Source organism: Stakelama pacifica (assembly GCF_004361835.1).
Classification (GTDB): Bacteria; Pseudomonadota; Alphaproteobacteria; order Sphingomonadales; family Sphingomonadaceae; genus Sphingomonas; species Sphingomonas pacifica.
Genome location: NZ_SNWD01000010.1, coordinates 1 through 14930, shown reverse-complemented (window position 1 = coordinate 14930; position 14930 = coordinate 1). Strand labels below are relative to the sequence as shown.

Annotated in this window: 13 protein-coding genes, 1 tRNA gene and 1 pseudogene; 10 read left to right on the top strand and 5 right to left on the bottom strand. The window is 61.2% G+C overall.

All coding sequences use genetic code 11. The annotated features are described in order from the left end of the window. Window positions 1-21: 21 nt before the first annotated feature. From EV664_RS13575 to EV664_RS19795, 7 genes are all read left to right on the top strand, one after another. A complete protein-coding gene (locus tag EV664_RS13575; RefSeq protein WP_133496275.1) occupies window positions 22-957 on the top strand; it encodes a D-2-hydroxyacid dehydrogenase in 936 nt (311 codons plus the stop codon). Between the two features lie 78 nt (window positions 958-1035). After that, window positions 1036-2625, top strand: a complete 1590-nt coding sequence (locus EV664_RS13570) for a class II 3-deoxy-7-phosphoheptulonate synthase (RefSeq protein WP_133496274.1) — start codon at window positions 1036-1038, stop codon at window positions 2623-2625. 255 nt (window positions 2626-2880) lie between these two features. Further along, window positions 2881-3996 carry an HlyD family secretion protein gene (locus EV664_RS13565; protein ID WP_133496273.1) on the top strand — a complete coding sequence of 372 codons (1116 nt, stop codon included), beginning with the start codon at window positions 2881-2883 and terminating at the stop codon, window positions 3994-3996. 3 nt (window positions 3997-3999) lie between these two features. Further along, entirely contained in the window at window positions 4000-5610 is a 1611-nt protein-coding gene (locus tag EV664_RS13560; protein WP_133496272.1) for a DHA2 family efflux MFS transporter permease subunit, read from the top strand. Beyond that, entirely contained in the window at window positions 5610-7136 is a 1527-nt protein-coding gene (locus EV664_RS13555) for an efflux transporter outer membrane subunit (protein WP_133496271.1), read from the top strand. Before EV664_RS13560 ends, EV664_RS13555 begins: the two co-directional genes overlap by 1 nt. A 25-nt stretch (window positions 7137-7161) precedes the next feature. After that, window positions 7162-7237: transfer RNA gene (locus EV664_RS13550), tRNA-Glu, on the top strand. A gap of 132 nt (window positions 7238-7369) precedes the next feature. Then, complete coding sequence (locus EV664_RS19795; RefSeq protein WP_373287519.1) at window positions 7370-7504, top strand: hypothetical protein; 135 nt, start codon at window positions 7370-7372, stop codon at window positions 7502-7504. 2 nt (window positions 7505-7506) lie between these two features. On the opposite strand, the gene EV664_RS19285 is transcribed toward EV664_RS19795, so the two are convergent. Further along, entirely contained in the window at window positions 7507-7650 is a 144-nt protein-coding gene (locus EV664_RS19285) for a hypothetical protein (RefSeq protein ID WP_162848854.1), read from the bottom strand. Window positions 7651-7726: 76 nt separating this feature from the next. Between EV664_RS19285 and EV664_RS13545 the strand changes: the two genes are divergently transcribed. Further along, on the top strand, window positions 7727-8227 hold the full coding sequence (locus EV664_RS13545; protein ID WP_133496270.1) for a hypothetical protein: 501 nt from the start codon (window positions 7727-7729) through the stop codon (window positions 8225-8227). Then, a pseudogene (locus tag EV664_RS13540) lies at window positions 8224-9343 on the top strand (IS3 family transposase). The gene EV664_RS13545 and the pseudogene EV664_RS13540 overlap by 4 nt, the downstream one beginning before the upstream one ends. Before the next feature lie 602 nt (window positions 9344-9945). Here the strand turns inward: EV664_RS13540 and EV664_RS13535 are convergent. Both EV664_RS13535 and EV664_RS13530 read right to left on the bottom strand, forming a co-directional pair. Then, window positions 9946-11979: a hybrid sensor histidine kinase/response regulator gene (locus tag EV664_RS13535; RefSeq protein ID WP_229668270.1), complete on the bottom strand. Its 2034-nt coding sequence runs from the start codon at window positions 11977-11979 to the stop codon at window positions 9946-9948. Then, window positions 11976-13463 (bottom strand): DUF7125 family protein, encoded by a 1488-nt coding sequence (locus EV664_RS13530; RefSeq protein WP_162848853.1) that lies wholly within the window; start codon window positions 13461-13463, stop codon window positions 11976-11978. Before EV664_RS13530 ends, EV664_RS13535 begins: the two co-directional genes overlap by 4 nt. 393 nt (window positions 13464-13856) lie before the next feature. Between EV664_RS13530 and EV664_RS13525 the strand changes: the two genes are divergently transcribed. Further along, window positions 13857-14255: a YetF domain-containing protein gene (locus EV664_RS13525; protein ID WP_229668269.1), complete on the top strand. Its 399-nt coding sequence runs from the start codon at window positions 13857-13859 to the stop codon at window positions 14253-14255. Between the two features lie 17 nt (window positions 14256-14272). Here the strand turns inward: EV664_RS13525 and EV664_RS13520 are convergent, their stop codons facing one another. Both EV664_RS13520 and EV664_RS13515 read right to left on the bottom strand, forming a co-directional pair. Next, the gene (locus EV664_RS13520; protein WP_133496268.1) at window positions 14273-14551 is read right to left on the bottom strand and encodes an antitoxin Xre/MbcA/ParS toxin-binding domain-containing protein; all 279 of its coding nucleotides are present in this window, start codon (window positions 14549-14551) and stop codon (window positions 14273-14275) included. Window positions 14552-14568: 17 nt separating this feature from the next. Next, window positions 14569-14754 (bottom strand): hypothetical protein, encoded by a 186-nt coding sequence (locus EV664_RS13515; protein ID WP_133496267.1) that lies wholly within the window; start codon window positions 14752-14754, stop codon window positions 14569-14571. Window positions 14755-14930: the final 176 nt, after the last annotated feature.

Below are 14930 nucleotides of genomic sequence, written 5' to 3'. Positions count from 1 at the left end.
CGGCGCTCCTAATTTCCGTGCATGAAAGCGCTCCTTCCCGCCATCGCCCGCCCCCTGATCGGGGAGCAACTGCCCGACACGATCGACGCCATCTGGTTCGACACGCCCGAAATGGCGGAGCGCGAGATCGGCGATGCCGATATCGCCTGGGTCGATATGCAGGGCGCCGCTGCCTCTGCGCGCGTCGCGGCGCAGGGCGAGCGGCTGCAATGGCTGTTCACCATGCGCGCCGGCGTCGATGATTTCGACACCGGTCTGCTGCGCGAACGGGGTACGGTACTTACCAATGGTATCGGCCTGCACCGCGCGGCGGTGGCCGAATATACGCTGATGGGGATGCTGGTCGCGGCCAAGCGGTTCGACGAGGTGCTCCACCTTGCCGACGATCATCAATGGTCAACCCAGCCGCCGGGCACCACGCTGCTCGAAGGATCGAGCGCGCTCATCATGGGCTATGGCGATATCGGCCGGGCGATCGGCAAGCGGCTGGAAGCGTTCGACGTGAAGGTCACCGGCGTCACAAGATCGGGAAGCGAAGGCACGCTTCGTCCCGACGAATGGCGCGAACGGCTGGGCGAATTCGACTGGGTGATCCTCGCCGCCCCTGCGACCGACGAGACCAGCGCGATGATCGGCGAGGACGAATTCACCGCAATGAAGAAATCGGCCTGGCTCATCAACGTCGCGCGCGGATCAATGGTCGATCAGGCCGCGCTGCTCACTGCGCTGCGCAAGCGGCGGATCGGCGGCGCGTTCCTCGATACCGTCACCCCCGAACCGCTCCCCTCGGGCGATCCGCTCTGGTCGGAGCATAACGCCATCCTGTCGCTCCACCTCGCCGGACGCAGCGATGCCGGCATGTTCCAGCGCGCCGCGCGGCTGTTCCTCGACAATCTCCGCGCATTCATGGAGGGCCGCGAAATGACCAATGTGGTGGATCTCGCCGCGGGCTATTGATCGCCCCTTCAGGGTAAATTTCGCATCCCAGCAGATTGTCCCTTGCGCATAATTACCCGCATCGGGTAAAGCATTCGCATGACGACACTTGCAGGCTCCAAAATCCGCCGCTTCCGTGAAGAGCGCTCGATCACCCGTTCGGCGTTCGGTGCGTGGTTCGACACGCCCGGCAGTACCGTTCAGGGCTGGGAGGAGCATGGTAAGCGCGCAGCCGCGAAGGTCGTCAACCAGATCGCGGCCAACGGCATCGCGCATCATGCCGACTGGTATGTCGAGCTTCCCGATGCGCAGCCCGAACGCGCTCAATGGTCACCCGAAAGCTGGAAATCGGCCGAGGCGCGTCAGCTTCCGACCTATCCCGATGCCGATGCGCTCGCCACGGCGGTGACGCAGCTCGGCAGCAATCCGCCGCTCGTCTTTGCCGGCGAAGCGCGCAATCTGACCAGCGACCTTGCCGAGGTGGCGGCGGGGCGTGCCTTCCTGTTACAGGGCGGCGACTGCGCGGAAAGCTTTGCCGAGTTTCACCCGAATAATATCCGCGATACCTTCCGCGTGATTTTGCAGATGGCGGTGGTGCTGACCTACGCCTCCAAATTGCCGACGGTGAAGGTCGGGCGGATGGCGGGTCAGTTCGCCAAGCCGCGTTCGGCCGATACCGAGACGATCGACGGGGTGGAGCTGCCCAGCTATCGCGGCGACATCATCAACGACAGCGCCTTTACCCCTGAAGGCCGCATTCCCGATCCGCAGCGGATGCTGCGCGCGTACAGCCAGTCAGCGGCGACGCTCAACCTGCTGCGCGCCTTTGCACAGGGCGGCTATGCCAATCTGCATCAGGTCCATAAATGGACGCATGAGTTTATGGGGCGCAGTCCATGGGCGCGCAAATATGCCGATCTGGCCGATCGTATCGGCGAATCGCTCGACTTCATGGCGGCGTGCGGCATCGATGCCGACAGCGTGCCGCAGCTGAAGGCCACGCAATTCTACACCAGCCATGAAGCGCTGCTGCTCCCCTATGAACAGGCGCTCACCCGGCAGGACAGTCTGACCGGCGACTGGTACGATACCTCGGCGCATATGCTGTGGATCGGCGACCGGACACGGTTCGAGGGATCGGCGCATGTCGAATTCCTGCGCGGCATCGACAATCCGATCGGCATGAAATGCGGGCCGAGCCTTGAACCCGACGCATTGCTGCGCCTGCTCGATACGCTCAACCCATCCCGCATTGCAGGTCGGATGACGCTGATCACCCGCTATGGCCATGAGAAAATCGAGGACGGCCTGCCCGCGCTTGTCCGCGCAGTGAAGCGTGAAGGCCATCCGGTCGTATGGAGCTGCGATCCGATGCACGGCAATGTCGTGAAAGCGGCAAACGGCTTCAAAACCCGGCCATTCGACCGCATTCTGTCGGAAGTGCGCAGCTTCTTCGCGGTTCACCGGGCGGAGGGCACCTATGCCGGCGGCATCCATGCCGAAATGACCGGACAGAATGTTACCGAATGCACCGGCGGCGCGGTGGCGGTGACGGAGGCGGCACTGGGCGATCGCTATCACACCCATTGCGACCCGCGACTCAATGCCAGCCAGAGCCTCGAACTGGCATTTCTGCTCGCTGAAATGCTGAACGCGGAAATGGCGGAGCGGCGTAAGGCAGCGGCGTAAAAAACCCGATTTGCTCAACTCACGGCAAAGGCGGCGGCAAAACCCTCGCCTTTGCCGTGGCTTGCGCTCACGCTCCTCCCGGACATTTCGCCCGCGGGTGCACGGCGTCTGGTTTCAAAAAAAGACTTAATCCGCCTTTGCGCCAATGCTGCACTTGCGCAATCGCAAAATCGATCCTACTTGCCGCCTCACAAAAAACGCTCGCGTCCAGTAATTGGCTTTCGGACATTCGGGCATCACCCTTTGAGGTCATCGATGAGTGCAGACGAAAACGGCGCGACGCCGAATGACGGGCAGAATCACGAAACCGGGGACGAAAATCGCAAGCGCCCCTTTTACAAACGCCCTGTCGTCATCGTCGTCGCGTTGCTGATTATCGGGGTGATCGGCGTTGCCGGCACGCTTTACTATCTGCATGCGCGCCAGTTCGTTTCGACCGACGATGCCTTTATCGACGCTCATATCGTGCGCGTTCAGCCGCAGATTTCGGGGCAGCTCACCTATGTCGCCGATGCCGATAACAAGCATGTGAAGGCGGGGCAGCTGCTCGCAAAGATCGAGCCGACTCGCCCACGCGCCGAACTCGATCAGGCTCAGGCGGGTGTGGCTCAGGCAGAAGCAGCGATCACCGAAGCGCTGGGCCGTCTGGAAGCGGCGCAGGCACAGGTTGCCGAGGCGCGCGCGCAGGCAGTCGCTCCGGCCGCCGAAGCCAAAAAGGCTGCCGACGATCTCGCCCGCTATCGCCGCCTTAACGGGATCGACACCGCCGCTGTCGCCGGTCAGCAGCTCGACGCCGTGCGCGCGCAGGCAGTCAGCGCTGCCGCAAAGGCCGCAGCCGCGCGCCGCGCCGTCGAAAGCGCCGAAGCGCAGGTCACGGTCGCCCGCCGCGCAGTCGACGCCGCCAAGGCGCAGCGCAGCGCGGCACAGGCGCAGGTCGATCAGGCGCAGGTTACGGTCGGCGATCTGGAAGTACGCGCGCCGATTGCCGGACAGGTCACCAACCGCTCGGTCAATATCGGTTCGACCGTCGCCCCCAGCTCGCAGATGATGGCGATCGTTCCCGATCACATCTGGGTCACCGCCAATTTCAAGGAAACCCAGATCACCGATATGAAGCCCGGCGACCCCGTCGATATCGAAGTCGACGCATTCCCCGGCGTTCATTTCCACGGCCATGTCGACAGTTTCCAGCGCGGCGCGGGTCAGGCCTTCGCGCTTCTCCCCCCGCAAAACGCGACCGGCAATTATGTGAAGGTTGTGCAGCGCGTGCCCGTGCGGATCGAGTTCGATCGCAAGGATGGGGGCGTCGACCCGTCGCGCTATCCGATCGGCCCGGGCATGTCGGTGGTCCCCACGGTCAAGGTTCGCTAAGCCATGGCCGGGGCGCCTCCCGCAAGCGCCGGCGGTCAGGACTGGACACCGGCGCGCTCAGTCGCCGGTCGGGCCAATCCCTGGCTGATCGTCGGCCTCATCAGCCTGCCGACCTTCATGGAGGTGCTCGACACTTCCATCGCGAATGTGTCGCTGAACCATATCGCGGGCGGTCTGTCGATCTCCTATGATCAGGCGACCTGGGTTCTCACCAGCTATCTGGTCGCCAATGCGATCATTATCCCGATTTCGGGATGGCTGACCGAAGTCATCGGCCGCAAACGCTATTTCATGATTTCGATCGCGTTGTTCACCTTCGCATCGTTCCTGTGCGGTATCGCGCCCAATCTGCAGGTGCTGATCATCGCGCGTATCCTTCAGGGGATAGGCGGCGGCGGGCTTGCGCCGGTCGAACAGTCGATGCTTGCCGATACCTTCCCGCCCGAAAAACGCGGCATGGCGTTCGCGGTATTCGCGATCGTCGTGGTGGTGGGACCGGTCTTCGGCCCGACGCTGGGCGGCGTGATCACCGACCGGGCGAGCTGGCACTGGATCTTCCTGATCAACGTGCCGGTGGGTATCGCCTCACTGTTCCTCGTCCAGTTTTTCGTCGATGAACCCGAAGCGGTGCAGGAAGACCGGCGCAAGCGGCTGTCGAAGGGAATCCGGATCGATTATATCGGTTTCGCACTGGTCGCGATCGGTCTGGGCGTGCTCGAATATACGCTGGATCGCGGCGAGCGGCTCGACTGGTTCTCAAGCAACACCATCACCATCACTGCGATCGTTGCGGCGGTGTCGCTGTTTGCTTTCGTGATCTGGGAACTCAACCATTACGATCCGGTGGTGAATATCCGCCTGCTCGCCAACCGCAATTTCGCCATTTCGAACATCATGATGTTCACCGTCGGCGCTATCGTGTTCAGTACCACGCAGCTCATCCCCCAGATGTTGCAACAGGTGCTGGGCTATAGCGCGACCGATGCAGGCATGGCGCTGACGCTGGGCGGATTCGCGACGCTGATCGCGGTGCCGATCGCGGGCAAGCTGACCGATAAGGTTGATCTGCGCTTCCTGATGTTCCCGGCCATGGTCGTGGAAGCGGGCGCGCTGTGGTATATGACCGGTCTGAACGCCGATATCTCGTTCATGGATGCGTCCATGGCGCGTATGTTCCAGTCGATCGGCCTGCCCTTCCTGTTCGTGCCGATCAACGCGGCTGCTTATATGGGTCTGCCGCCGTCGCAAACCGCACAGGCGTCGAGCATCCTCAACGTGTCGCGAAACCTTGGCGGTACGGTCGGCATTGCCTTTTCGCAGACGATGCTCGCGACCTATAGCCAGGAAGAGCAGGCGCGGATGGTGTATCAGCTCAATCCGTTCAATCAGAATTATGTTGACTGGATGGATCGGGCGACCAGCGCGCTTGGCGGTGTCGGACAGAGCATGGAGGCGCGTATGGGTGTCCTCTACCAGCTGGTGCGGACGCACGCGACGATGAACGCCTTTCTCGACACCTTCCATATCATGATGATTCTGGTGCTGATCGTCAGCCCGGTCGCTTTGTTACTCAAGACCCAAAAAGGTGCGAAGGCACCGCCGGGAGCGCATTGATGCTTCGCAAATTCATCCCCGGCCTGATGGCCGCTACCGTCCTTGCCGGCTGCACCGTTGGCCCGAATTACACGCAGCCTGAGGTTGCCACTCCCGCGCAGTTCACCGAAACCGCGCCTGCGGGGACGAGCGCCGATACCGTCGACCTCGCTCATTGGTGGACCGCGTTCGGCGATCCCGAACTCGACGCGCTGGTGAAGATGGCGCTTGCCGACAGTCCCGATGTGAAGACCGCCGCGTCGCGCCTGCGCGAAGCGCGCGTCGCCGAACGGCTCGCCCGCGCCAATTATCTGCCTCAGGTGAATGCGGCGGGCGGCGTCAGCCATATCGAGCTTTCGAAAAATTCGGGTCTGTCGAACATCGCCAAACTATTCTCCGACACCGGTTCGGGTGATAGCGGACCGCCCGACGGCATCCAGCTGCCCGGCGGCGGCCTCACCACCTATTCGGCAGGGTTCGACGCGAGCTGGGAGATCGATCTGTTCGGCGGCAACAAGCGCACCGAGGAGGGCGCCGCAGCACGGCTTGAGCTCGCCCAGTGGAGCGCCCGCGATGCCGCGGTTTCGCTCGCTGCCGAAGTGGCGCGCACCTATCTCGAACTGCGCACGCTGCAACGCCGCGAAGCTGTGATGCGCGACGAAATTGCGCGCCAGCAGCGGCTGGTTTCGCTGCAGACCAATCGCGCGCGGGTCGGCCTGTCGCCGCAAACCGATACGGTCCGCGAAAACGCCAATCTTCAGGCGGTTCAGGCGCAGCTTCTGCCGATCGAGGTCGAGGAGCGCATCCGGATGCACGCACTTGCCGTGCTTGCGGGCAAGGCACCGGGCGCGTTGGTCGGCGAATTGTCGCGGCCCGATACGGTGGCGGCGGTGCCCCCTGCCGTCCCCGCCGGTCTGCCCTCCGATCTGCTGCGCCGCCGCCCCGATGTGCGCGCGGCCGAGCGTCAGCTGGCGGCAGCGACCGCCGATGTCGGCGTGTCGGTGGCTGATCTCTATCCGAAATTCAGCCTGACCGGTGCGGCGCAGCTGATCTCGACCGCGCTGACCGATCTCATCTCGACCGACAGCATTCAGCTGCGCGGCGGGGCGCAGGCGATGTTCCCCATTCTCGATTTCGGGCGCCGCCGCGCGCAGATCGATCAGCGGCAGGAGCAAAGGCAACAAGCCTATATCCGCTATCAGCAGACCGTGCTGGGCGCGATGAAGGATGTCGAAGACGCGCTTGCCCGGGTGGACGGTGAACAGAAGCGCCGCAGCAATCTTCAGGACAGCGTCGATTCCGCGACGCGTGCGCTGGCCGCGGTACAGGCGCGCTATGATGTCGGACTGGTCGATATCTCGGCGGTGCTTCAGGCACGCGGCGCGCTGCTGCAACAGCAACAGGCGCTGGCTGAAAGCACCGGCGCGCTTCAGGAATCGCTTGCTTCGCTGTACAAAGCGCTTGGCGGCGGCTGGGACGATGCGACGCTGAAAAGCATCGACGCGATTCAGCCGACATCGCTTGACGGGCCGAAAAAGGGAGCCTAAGCCCCGCGCTTCCACGCTCCGGCATGGCCCCTTCGTCTAGCGGTCCAGGACGTCGCCCTCTCACGGCGAAAACACGGGTTCGAGTCCCGTAGGGGTCACCACCCTTCTTCAGGAAGAGTGGATTTGCGAGGTTTTCGCGCATTTTCTCGATTTGTTTACTGCCCAGTGGTACAAATGAGGTTACGCGTGGCTGGAATCTGGCAGCGTCCCTGATCGAACATTTCTGGTTCCGCATGGCGGTCCCAGCCCGATTTCATGACGGAGTTGGAAAGCGCGAATTCAAATATTCGCTGGAGACGACAGACAGCGATGTCGCCCGTTTAAGGCATGCCTATAAGCTGAGTGAAGTCCGCGCGCTTCGTGCCTGACTTTAGAATTCGAAGAACTGGCATCGGTCGGCAGCGAAGCTCACGTCATCTGCCAGCGCGGCCTTCAGGCATTGGCCAGAAGCAATCTGCTCGCGAACGACGATGGTGTCACGGATATTACAGCCGCCCAGGATAACGTCGCACATGGGATGCTCAAATTTCTGGCCTACCGGACCCGCCTGACCTGGGGGGCGGGATCATGCCGCTCGGGCCGAGCTTGAATTGTTCGGCGACATTTCGGACCCGACGGAGAATTATATCCCTGCCATGCCTTTGGGGTTCGTTAACGAAGAGGATCGGGAGGCATTTGTAGACCGGTCGAGCGGGTTGGAAGGCGATCCACGCTACCAGAGCTACGCCAATCGCGAAATTGCACGCGCCTTGCTGGCTCGGCGCAGTTGGCAGGCGGCTGAATATGAGGCCCTGTTGGTCGCCAGCGCTGCCAAGGCGACGGTGAAAATGCGAACGCCCCTTTTCGATGCGCTGTCCGAATGCGTCCTGCGATATCTGGCAGAGCATCGCTTCCAGTTCTGGCCGAAAGGTATCGATCAGATTATCACACCAATGGCTATCAAGGAGGCAACCGACGCCGCACCGGAGCGACCTGCGTCACCGGTTGATGTCCGCCGTCTTTCAGATTGTCTGGCGCAGTGTGGACTTGTAACGGTTTTGTGCCGGTCACTTGAGAGTTTAAGGCTTGTTTCAAGGAGATCGACGAGATGATCAAGCGCAGTGAAGAGTTTAAGCAGGAGGCTGTGCGCATTGCGCTGACCAGCGGGTTGCCGCGCGATCGGGTGGCGTCAGATTTGGGATCGGCAAATCGACGCTGAACAAATGGGTGTCGCACTATCGTCCGTGGGACGTGGTGGCAGCGCCACAGGCAGATCTGGCGCGAGAGAATGAGCGGCTTCGCCTCGAGAACCGTGTGCTCCGGGAGGAGAGGGAAGTTCTAAAAAAGGCAACGCGAGCCAAAGGCCGTGAGGTTCGCCTTTGTGCACAGCTGGCGGCATCGCTGGCCGGTGGAGTTGATGTGCCGTGTCCTGCAGGTGAGCGAGCGCGGCTATCTATCGTTCCTGGCGCTCGCGCCCGATCAGTCGGCGGGAGCGGACGGATATGAAAGTGCTGGCCCATATCCGAGAACAATATAGCCTGAGCCTTGGCAGCTACGGCCGTCCGAGAATGACGATGGAGTTGAAGGAGGCCGGGCTCGAGGTTGGCGAGCGCCGGGTCGGCCGGCTCATGCGGATCAACGGGATCAAGCCGGTCCGCACGCGCAAGCACAAGGTCACGACGGACAGCCACCATCGTCTGGGTGTTGCGGCGAACTGGCTGGACGGCGACTTCGCCGCCGATGCACCCAACCGTAAGTGGGCGGGCGACATCACCTATATCTGGACCTCAGAAGGCTGGCTCTACCTTGCCGACATTCTCGACCTGCACAGCCGTCGCGTCATTGGCTGGGCTGTCAGTGACAGGATGAAAAAGGATCTGGCGATCCGCGCGCTGGATATGGCGGTGCGGTTGCGTCAGCCGCCCGAGGGCTGCATTTTCCACTCAGATCGCGGTAGCCAATATTGCTCTTATGATTATCAGAAAAAGCTGCAGGCCTATGGCCTGCGTCCATCGATGAGCGGCAAGGGCAATTGCTACGACAACTCTGCGGTCGAAACCTTCTTCAAATCCCTGAAGGCGGAACTCATCTGGCGGCAGAGTTGGCCAACCCGGCGGCAAGCGCAAGCCGCCATCTTTCAGTACATCAACGGATTCTACAACACCCGCCGCCGCCACTCATATCTGGGCGGCATCAGCCCGCTCGCCTTCGAGGCCAAGGTGGCATAATGAGATCGGTGACCGGCGCAAAACCGTTACAAGTCCAGGACGCCCTTAGGACGATCGCCGCACGGGCGCTCGGCTCGGCTACAGATTAAGCGGCGGCTATCAAGCCTACTCGCACGTAAGCCCCCCCTGGGGCTCCCGGCACAGTTGCCGTCTTTGGCTGGACATGAATGTAAGGCAGGTTTCAACGCGCGACGCGAGGCCAGAGAACGTCGGCAATGTCAGCGATTGCAGCTTGACAGGCGCCGCCCAATCCCGGTCATGCAATTGGTCGAAGCAAGATCTCGAATCGGACGTTCAAGCCGCGGCAGGATTCCCGTTTTCCCGTGTTTGGCAGGCCGTTTCGGGAAAGCGCAATCGGGAACAGGTTTTAAGAAAGCTGTCCAGCGAGCAGCGAAGCGCCATTCTCACGCGCCGGCTTTCCCATTAGAGATTCCCAATTGGGAAAGCAGCGAACATCCGCCAGCGCGCTGACAAACAGCATAACTTGATCGTCAGAGTCGCCGCAATGTCGCCGTCTGGAGGGGCTAAGTCACCATCGCATATTGCAGCCCTTCCGGAATGTATCAGGCAATTTGCAGGCCGACAAAAATCCGGTTGCAACCTTACACGCGGGTTGCGGGCAGCGGCGAAGGAGCGGCCCCCACCAGTTCGGCAAGAGCCTTTGCCAAATCGGATTGACGAAAGGGCTTCGCGAGTTGCGGAAGACCGATGTCCAGATTGCCGCCAGCATATCCGGTTACGACAAGCACGGGCAGTCGGCTGTCCTGCTGGTGAATCCGCTTCGCCAGTTCGGCACCATTGAAGCCGGGCATCAGATAGTCAGTGATCACCAGGTCGATTCCCGTCTGGCCGCCAAGCTTGTCGAGCGCTTCCATGCCGCCGGCGGCTTCATGCACGACATGCCCCATATTCCTCAGCATGTCTGCCGTCCCGGCACGAACCAGCTCCTCATCATCGACGAGGAGAATGGTCATCGGATTGAGCGTGGCGACCAGATCGACATTGTCGTTCTGGTCGCGCTTGCCGGTTTCGGTGGTCGTGGGGAGATAGAGTTCGGCGCGCGTGCCTGCTCCGACAGCGCTGGAAAGCCTGAACGCACCGCCAAGCTGGGCGGCAAGCCCGTGGATCATCGAAAGGCCCAGTCCGGTCCCCTTGCCGATTTCCTTGGTCGAATAAAAGGGCTCGATCGCGCGGGCGAGCGTCGCTTCGTCCATGCCGGTTCCGGTGTCGATCACTGACAGCACCACATAATCGCCGGGCGGAAGTGCCGGAATATCGTGCAGGCCGCTTCCGGCCTTTCGCGCAGCTATCGTGACCGTTCCGCCATCCGGCATCGCGTCGCGCGCGTTCACGCACAGATTGAGGAGTGCAAGTTCAAGCTGGTTCGGATCGGCGACTGCCGAAAGAAGATCGGACTCAGCAAATACCTCGATCGTTATCGTCGAGCCGACCGAACTCGCGATCAGATCGCGCATACCGTCAATCAGGCTGGCGAGATCGACGGGACGCGTTTCAAGCGACTGCCGGCGCGCAAAGCCGAGCAAGCGGCTCACCAATATGCGTGCACGTTCCGCGGACTGCTGCGCACCGCCGATCAGTCTGGTAGCCCGCTCATCATTCCCGACATGTCGCCGCGCCAGCATGTCGAGCGCGCCGGTGATCGGCGTGAGAAGATTGTTGATGTCGTGCGCGACCCCGCCGGTAAGCTGGCCGAGCGTTTCCAGCTTCTGAACCTCGTGGAGCTGGGCAGCTGCCTTCTCCCGTTCCGACACCGCATCTTCGACACGGCGTTCCAGCGTCTCATTCAGGACGCGAAGCTCATTTTCCGCCTGTTTTCGGTCGCTGGCATCCTTGAAAAGGACTGCTACCTGCCGCCGGCTTTCAGGCTCGATACGAAATGCCGAAAGTTCGAGATGCCGCTTCGTCTCGACGAGTTCGCGCTCGAACTGGATCGCTTCGCCTGTGACCAGAACTCGGCGGTATATGGCCGCCCATGCATCAGCTTCGGACTCGGACACGACCTCACGCAAGCGTTTGCCCAAGATATCGGGCACGCCTGCGTTTGCGGTATAGGCCGGGTTCGCCTGAACATGGACATAATCGCTCATCGGCCCGTGTGGCCCGTCGAGAAACTCGATGATGCAGAAACCCTCGTCCATGGTTTCGAACAGCGTGCGATAGCGTTCTTCGCTGTCGCGCAGCGCGATCAGTCGGGCTCTGGCCTCATATTGCCGACGCCGCGCGCGAACCGCAGAGCGCGCAAGACTGACCAGCGTCGTCGGATGAAACGGCCGTTCGAGAAACGTCACGTTGCTCAAGACGTCGAGTTGCCGGGTGGCCGTAGGGTTGCGCTCGAGGCCACCCCCACGACTGGTCAACAATATGATCGGGAAATCTGACCATTCCTCCTGATTGGCCAGCCACTGTGAAAGTCGGTTGAGGTCGGCGGTGGCGACCGCTTCTTCGGTGATGATCGCAAATGCTGCTCCGCGATCGAGTTCCTCGACCAGGTTCGTCAACGACGCGCATGCACTGGCGTCGATACCTGCCTCGTGCAGCATCGACGCCGCGAGCGGCGCATCGCGTCCTCTCGGGGCGAGCAGCAGCGCTCTTTCGGATATGGTGGTCCGTTTCACGCGTCGGCGCGCTTCAGCAGGTTTGGATCGCCAACCAGTTCGGGCACGCCGCGAAGAATGCCCTGGAACCCGGTAAGGGGTTCACCAAGGGTAACGCCCCGCGAACCGATCTGATATTCGCGAATGGTATCTTCGTGCGGGCCGGTGCGCTTTTTTACGACCGATACTGCGCGCCGGACCCTTCCCGTCGCTTCGAAATAGCGAAGCAGGATTACTGTATCTGCAAGATAGGTAACATCGACCGGCGAGCGCATATTGCCCATCAGCCCATGCTGCGCAACGGTGAGGAAAGTCGTTGCGCCCTGACGGTTCAGATACTGAAGCAATTCATGCATGTGCAGGATCAGGGCATGCTCGCCCGGCATCGCGGCCTGATAGCCGTTCAGGCTGTCTATAACGACGGTTCGCGCGCCTTCTTCTTCGACGCAGCGCCGCACGCGTGAGGAAAATTCCCCCGGAGCGAGTTCGGCAGCATCAACCTGATCCAGAACGAGATTGCCGTCGTCGACCATCTTCTGCAGGTCGAAGCCAAGGCCTTTGGCACGCTGAATCAGCAAACCGATTTCTTCGTCGAAGACGAACATCGCAGCACGTTCCCCGCGGGAGATCGCGGTCTTTATGAAGGTCAGCGCGAGCACCGACTTGCCGGTGCCGGCGGGACCAAGCACCAGCACGCTCGATCCGCGTTCGATGCCGCCGCCGAGCAATGCATTGAACGCCTCCGAATCGGTGCCCAGCACATCACGCTCGAACGGCATCCTGTGTTCTGCCGAAACCAGACGCGGGAAAACACTCACCCCGCCCGTTTCGATCGCAAAATCATGATAGCCGCCGCGAAAACGCCGTCCGCGATATTTGATGACGCGAAGCCGGCGACGTTCCGCGCCATATTCCGGCGCCAGCTCTTCCAGCCGGACCACGCCGTGCGCGACCGAATGCACCGTCTTGTCGTTCGTGTCGGTCGTCAGATCATCGAGCATCAGCACCGTTGCGCCGCTCTTCGCGAAATAATGTTTGAGCGCGAGGATCTGGCGCCGGTAACGCAGCGAGCTTTGCGCAAGCAGGCGGATTTCGGACAGGCTGTCGACAACGACGCGATCCGGCCTGACCCGTTCGAACGCCTCGAACACGCGCTTGCTCGTCTCTCCCAGTTCCAGATCTGAAGAATAGAGCAGGCTTTGCTGCTGTTCGTCATCGAGAAGATTTTCGGGGGGAACCAGCTCGTAAAGGTCGACATTTTCCAGATCCCAGTCGTGGGACCGCGCCGTAGACCGCAACTCATCCTCGGTCTCGGACAAGGTGATATACAAACAGCACTCGCCTGCTTTCGCACCAGCCATCAGAAACTGCATCGCGACGGTGGTTTTCCCCGTCCCCGGGTTTCCTTCTAAAAGATAGGTTCGGCCTCGCTCCAGACCGCCGCCAAGGACATCATCAAGACCGACAATGCCTGTCGCCGCGTCGCGCGGCATTGCTTCGTGCATATATATCTCCACCGGGACCGAACGCTTTCCGGCCTTTGCGGGTTCAATAGCATGATTGCGAGAAGATCATCGCGCTTTGGTGCGATAAGCGGCAATTAACCTCGGATGCGCCGGACCGAACGTGGCGGAACGAAACCGTTCACGCCCGGACGGGCTTCGCGGCGATCCTTTATACCCAATATTTGGATTACCGGGCTGCCGCCTGCCAATTAAGCGGGCATGATTGATCGTTACGATTTCGTTCGCCGGTCTGATCGCAATGGCGCATAACAGGGGATGTTCAGCCTTGATACTTTGCCCGATACCGCGCTGCGTGGCCTTATATTAGCCCTTGCCGGGCTGGCATGGGTCATATTGGTGGTCAGGATAATTGGATTACGGTCATTTTCAAAAATGACTGCCTTCGATTTCGTCGTCACGCTGGCCATCGGATCATGCCTCGCCAGCGCCGCGACGGCTTCCTCCTGGTCGGTATTCGCGCAGGCGATGATCGCGATCGCTGCGCTGCTGGCAGGGCAAATGGGCCTCGCACTTGCGCGCAATGCCTCCAGCGCCGTGAAAACCGGGTTGGAAAACGAGCCGCTGATGCTGATGCGCGACGGCGAATTCATCGAAAAGGCGCTGAAGATCAGCCGCGTCTCGCGAAGCGACGTCATCGCGAAACTGCGCGAGGCCAACGCCTTGCAATTGTCCCGCGTTCGGGCGGTTGTGCTCGAAACCACAGGCGATATTTCGGTACTGCATGGCGAGCAGGTCGATGCCGTGCTGCTCGAGGGCGTGCGAAACGTGTGACGACGCCCCCGATGTGATCACTTGGTAGTCATCGGCGTTTCTGCATTATTCGGTCCGTCTGCGTTGTTGCCAAGATCGCGAATGGCACGTTCGACGGCCAGCAATCCCTCTTCGCTTTCGATGGCAAGGTCGATCGGCCTGCCACCCAGAGCTTCGTTATGTTCGTTGAGAAACAACATCGCCATGTCTCTGTCCGGCAGCGTAAGCCAGGCGATGCGGGCAATACGGCCCTGTCGTTCCTGCTGATCGGCAGGCGGGCGTGTTCGGTTCGCGCGAAAAGCCATCTTATTCGTCATAGATTATTTTCCTTAAATCAGAGCCGGTCGGATGCGAGTGCCGGGCAATCGCTATTCAGATCGGTGGCGATCATGCGATAAAATGCGCAGGTTTCTGCGAGATTGGTCGCCGAGATTTCGAGACGTTCGCCAACCCGAAACCGTCTTAAAGTGCTTTCGCATTGCGGTGATGCAGGCCAGCCCGCAGTGAAGATCTGCGTCATGCGGCTGTCGCCTCGGGTAATGCGACCAGCGCAATAGAACAGGCAGTTACGCGAGCGACCTAGCGCGCGCAGTCGTCGCTCATTGGTCTGAGCCCGTAGTTTCTACCATTTACGAGTAGAGCCTTGGGCCGTTTTGATGCCCTTCACTGGGCGTGATGGCAACAACCGTATTGGGG

What these genes read in the sequence shown, in the direction of transcription:
- EV664_RS13525 (WP_229668269.1), top strand. Translation starts at nt 13,857, where the DNA reads ATGACTGCCTTCGATTTCGTCGTCACGCTGGCCATCGGATCATGCCTC.
- EV664_RS13560 (WP_133496272.1), top strand. Translation starts at nt 4,000, where the DNA reads ATGGCCGGGGCGCCTCCCGCAAGCGCCGGCGGTCAGGACTGGACACCG.
- EV664_RS13575 (WP_133496275.1), top strand. Translation starts at nt 22, where the DNA reads ATGAAAGCGCTCCTTCCCGCCATCGCCCGCCCCCTGATCGGGGAGCAA.
- EV664_RS13520 (WP_133496268.1), bottom strand. Translation starts at nt 14,551, where the DNA reads ATGACGAATAAGATGGCTTTTCGCGCGAACCGAACACGCCCGCCTGCC.
- EV664_RS13570 (WP_133496274.1), top strand. Translation starts at nt 1,036, where the DNA reads ATGACGACACTTGCAGGCTCCAAAATCCGCCGCTTCCGTGAAGAGCGC.
- EV664_RS13530 (WP_162848853.1), bottom strand. Translation starts at nt 13,463, where the DNA reads ATGCACGAAGCAATGCCGCGCGACGCGGCGACAGGCATTGTCGGTCTT.
- EV664_RS13555 (WP_133496271.1), top strand. Translation starts at nt 5,610, where the DNA reads ATGCTTCGCAAATTCATCCCCGGCCTGATGGCCGCTACCGTCCTTGCC.
- EV664_RS13515 (WP_133496267.1), bottom strand. Translation starts at nt 14,754, where the DNA reads ATGACGCAGATCTTCACTGCGGGCTGGCCTGCATCACCGCAATGCGAA.
- EV664_RS19285 (WP_162848854.1), bottom strand. Translation starts at nt 7,650, where the DNA reads ATGTGCGACGTTATCCTGGGCGGCTGTAATATCCGTGACACCATCGTC.
- EV664_RS13565 (WP_133496273.1), top strand. Translation starts at nt 2,881, where the DNA reads ATGAGTGCAGACGAAAACGGCGCGACGCCGAATGACGGGCAGAATCAC.
- EV664_RS19795 (WP_373287519.1), top strand. Translation starts at nt 7,370, where the DNA reads ATGGCGGTCCCAGCCCGATTTCATGACGGAGTTGGAAAGCGCGAATTC.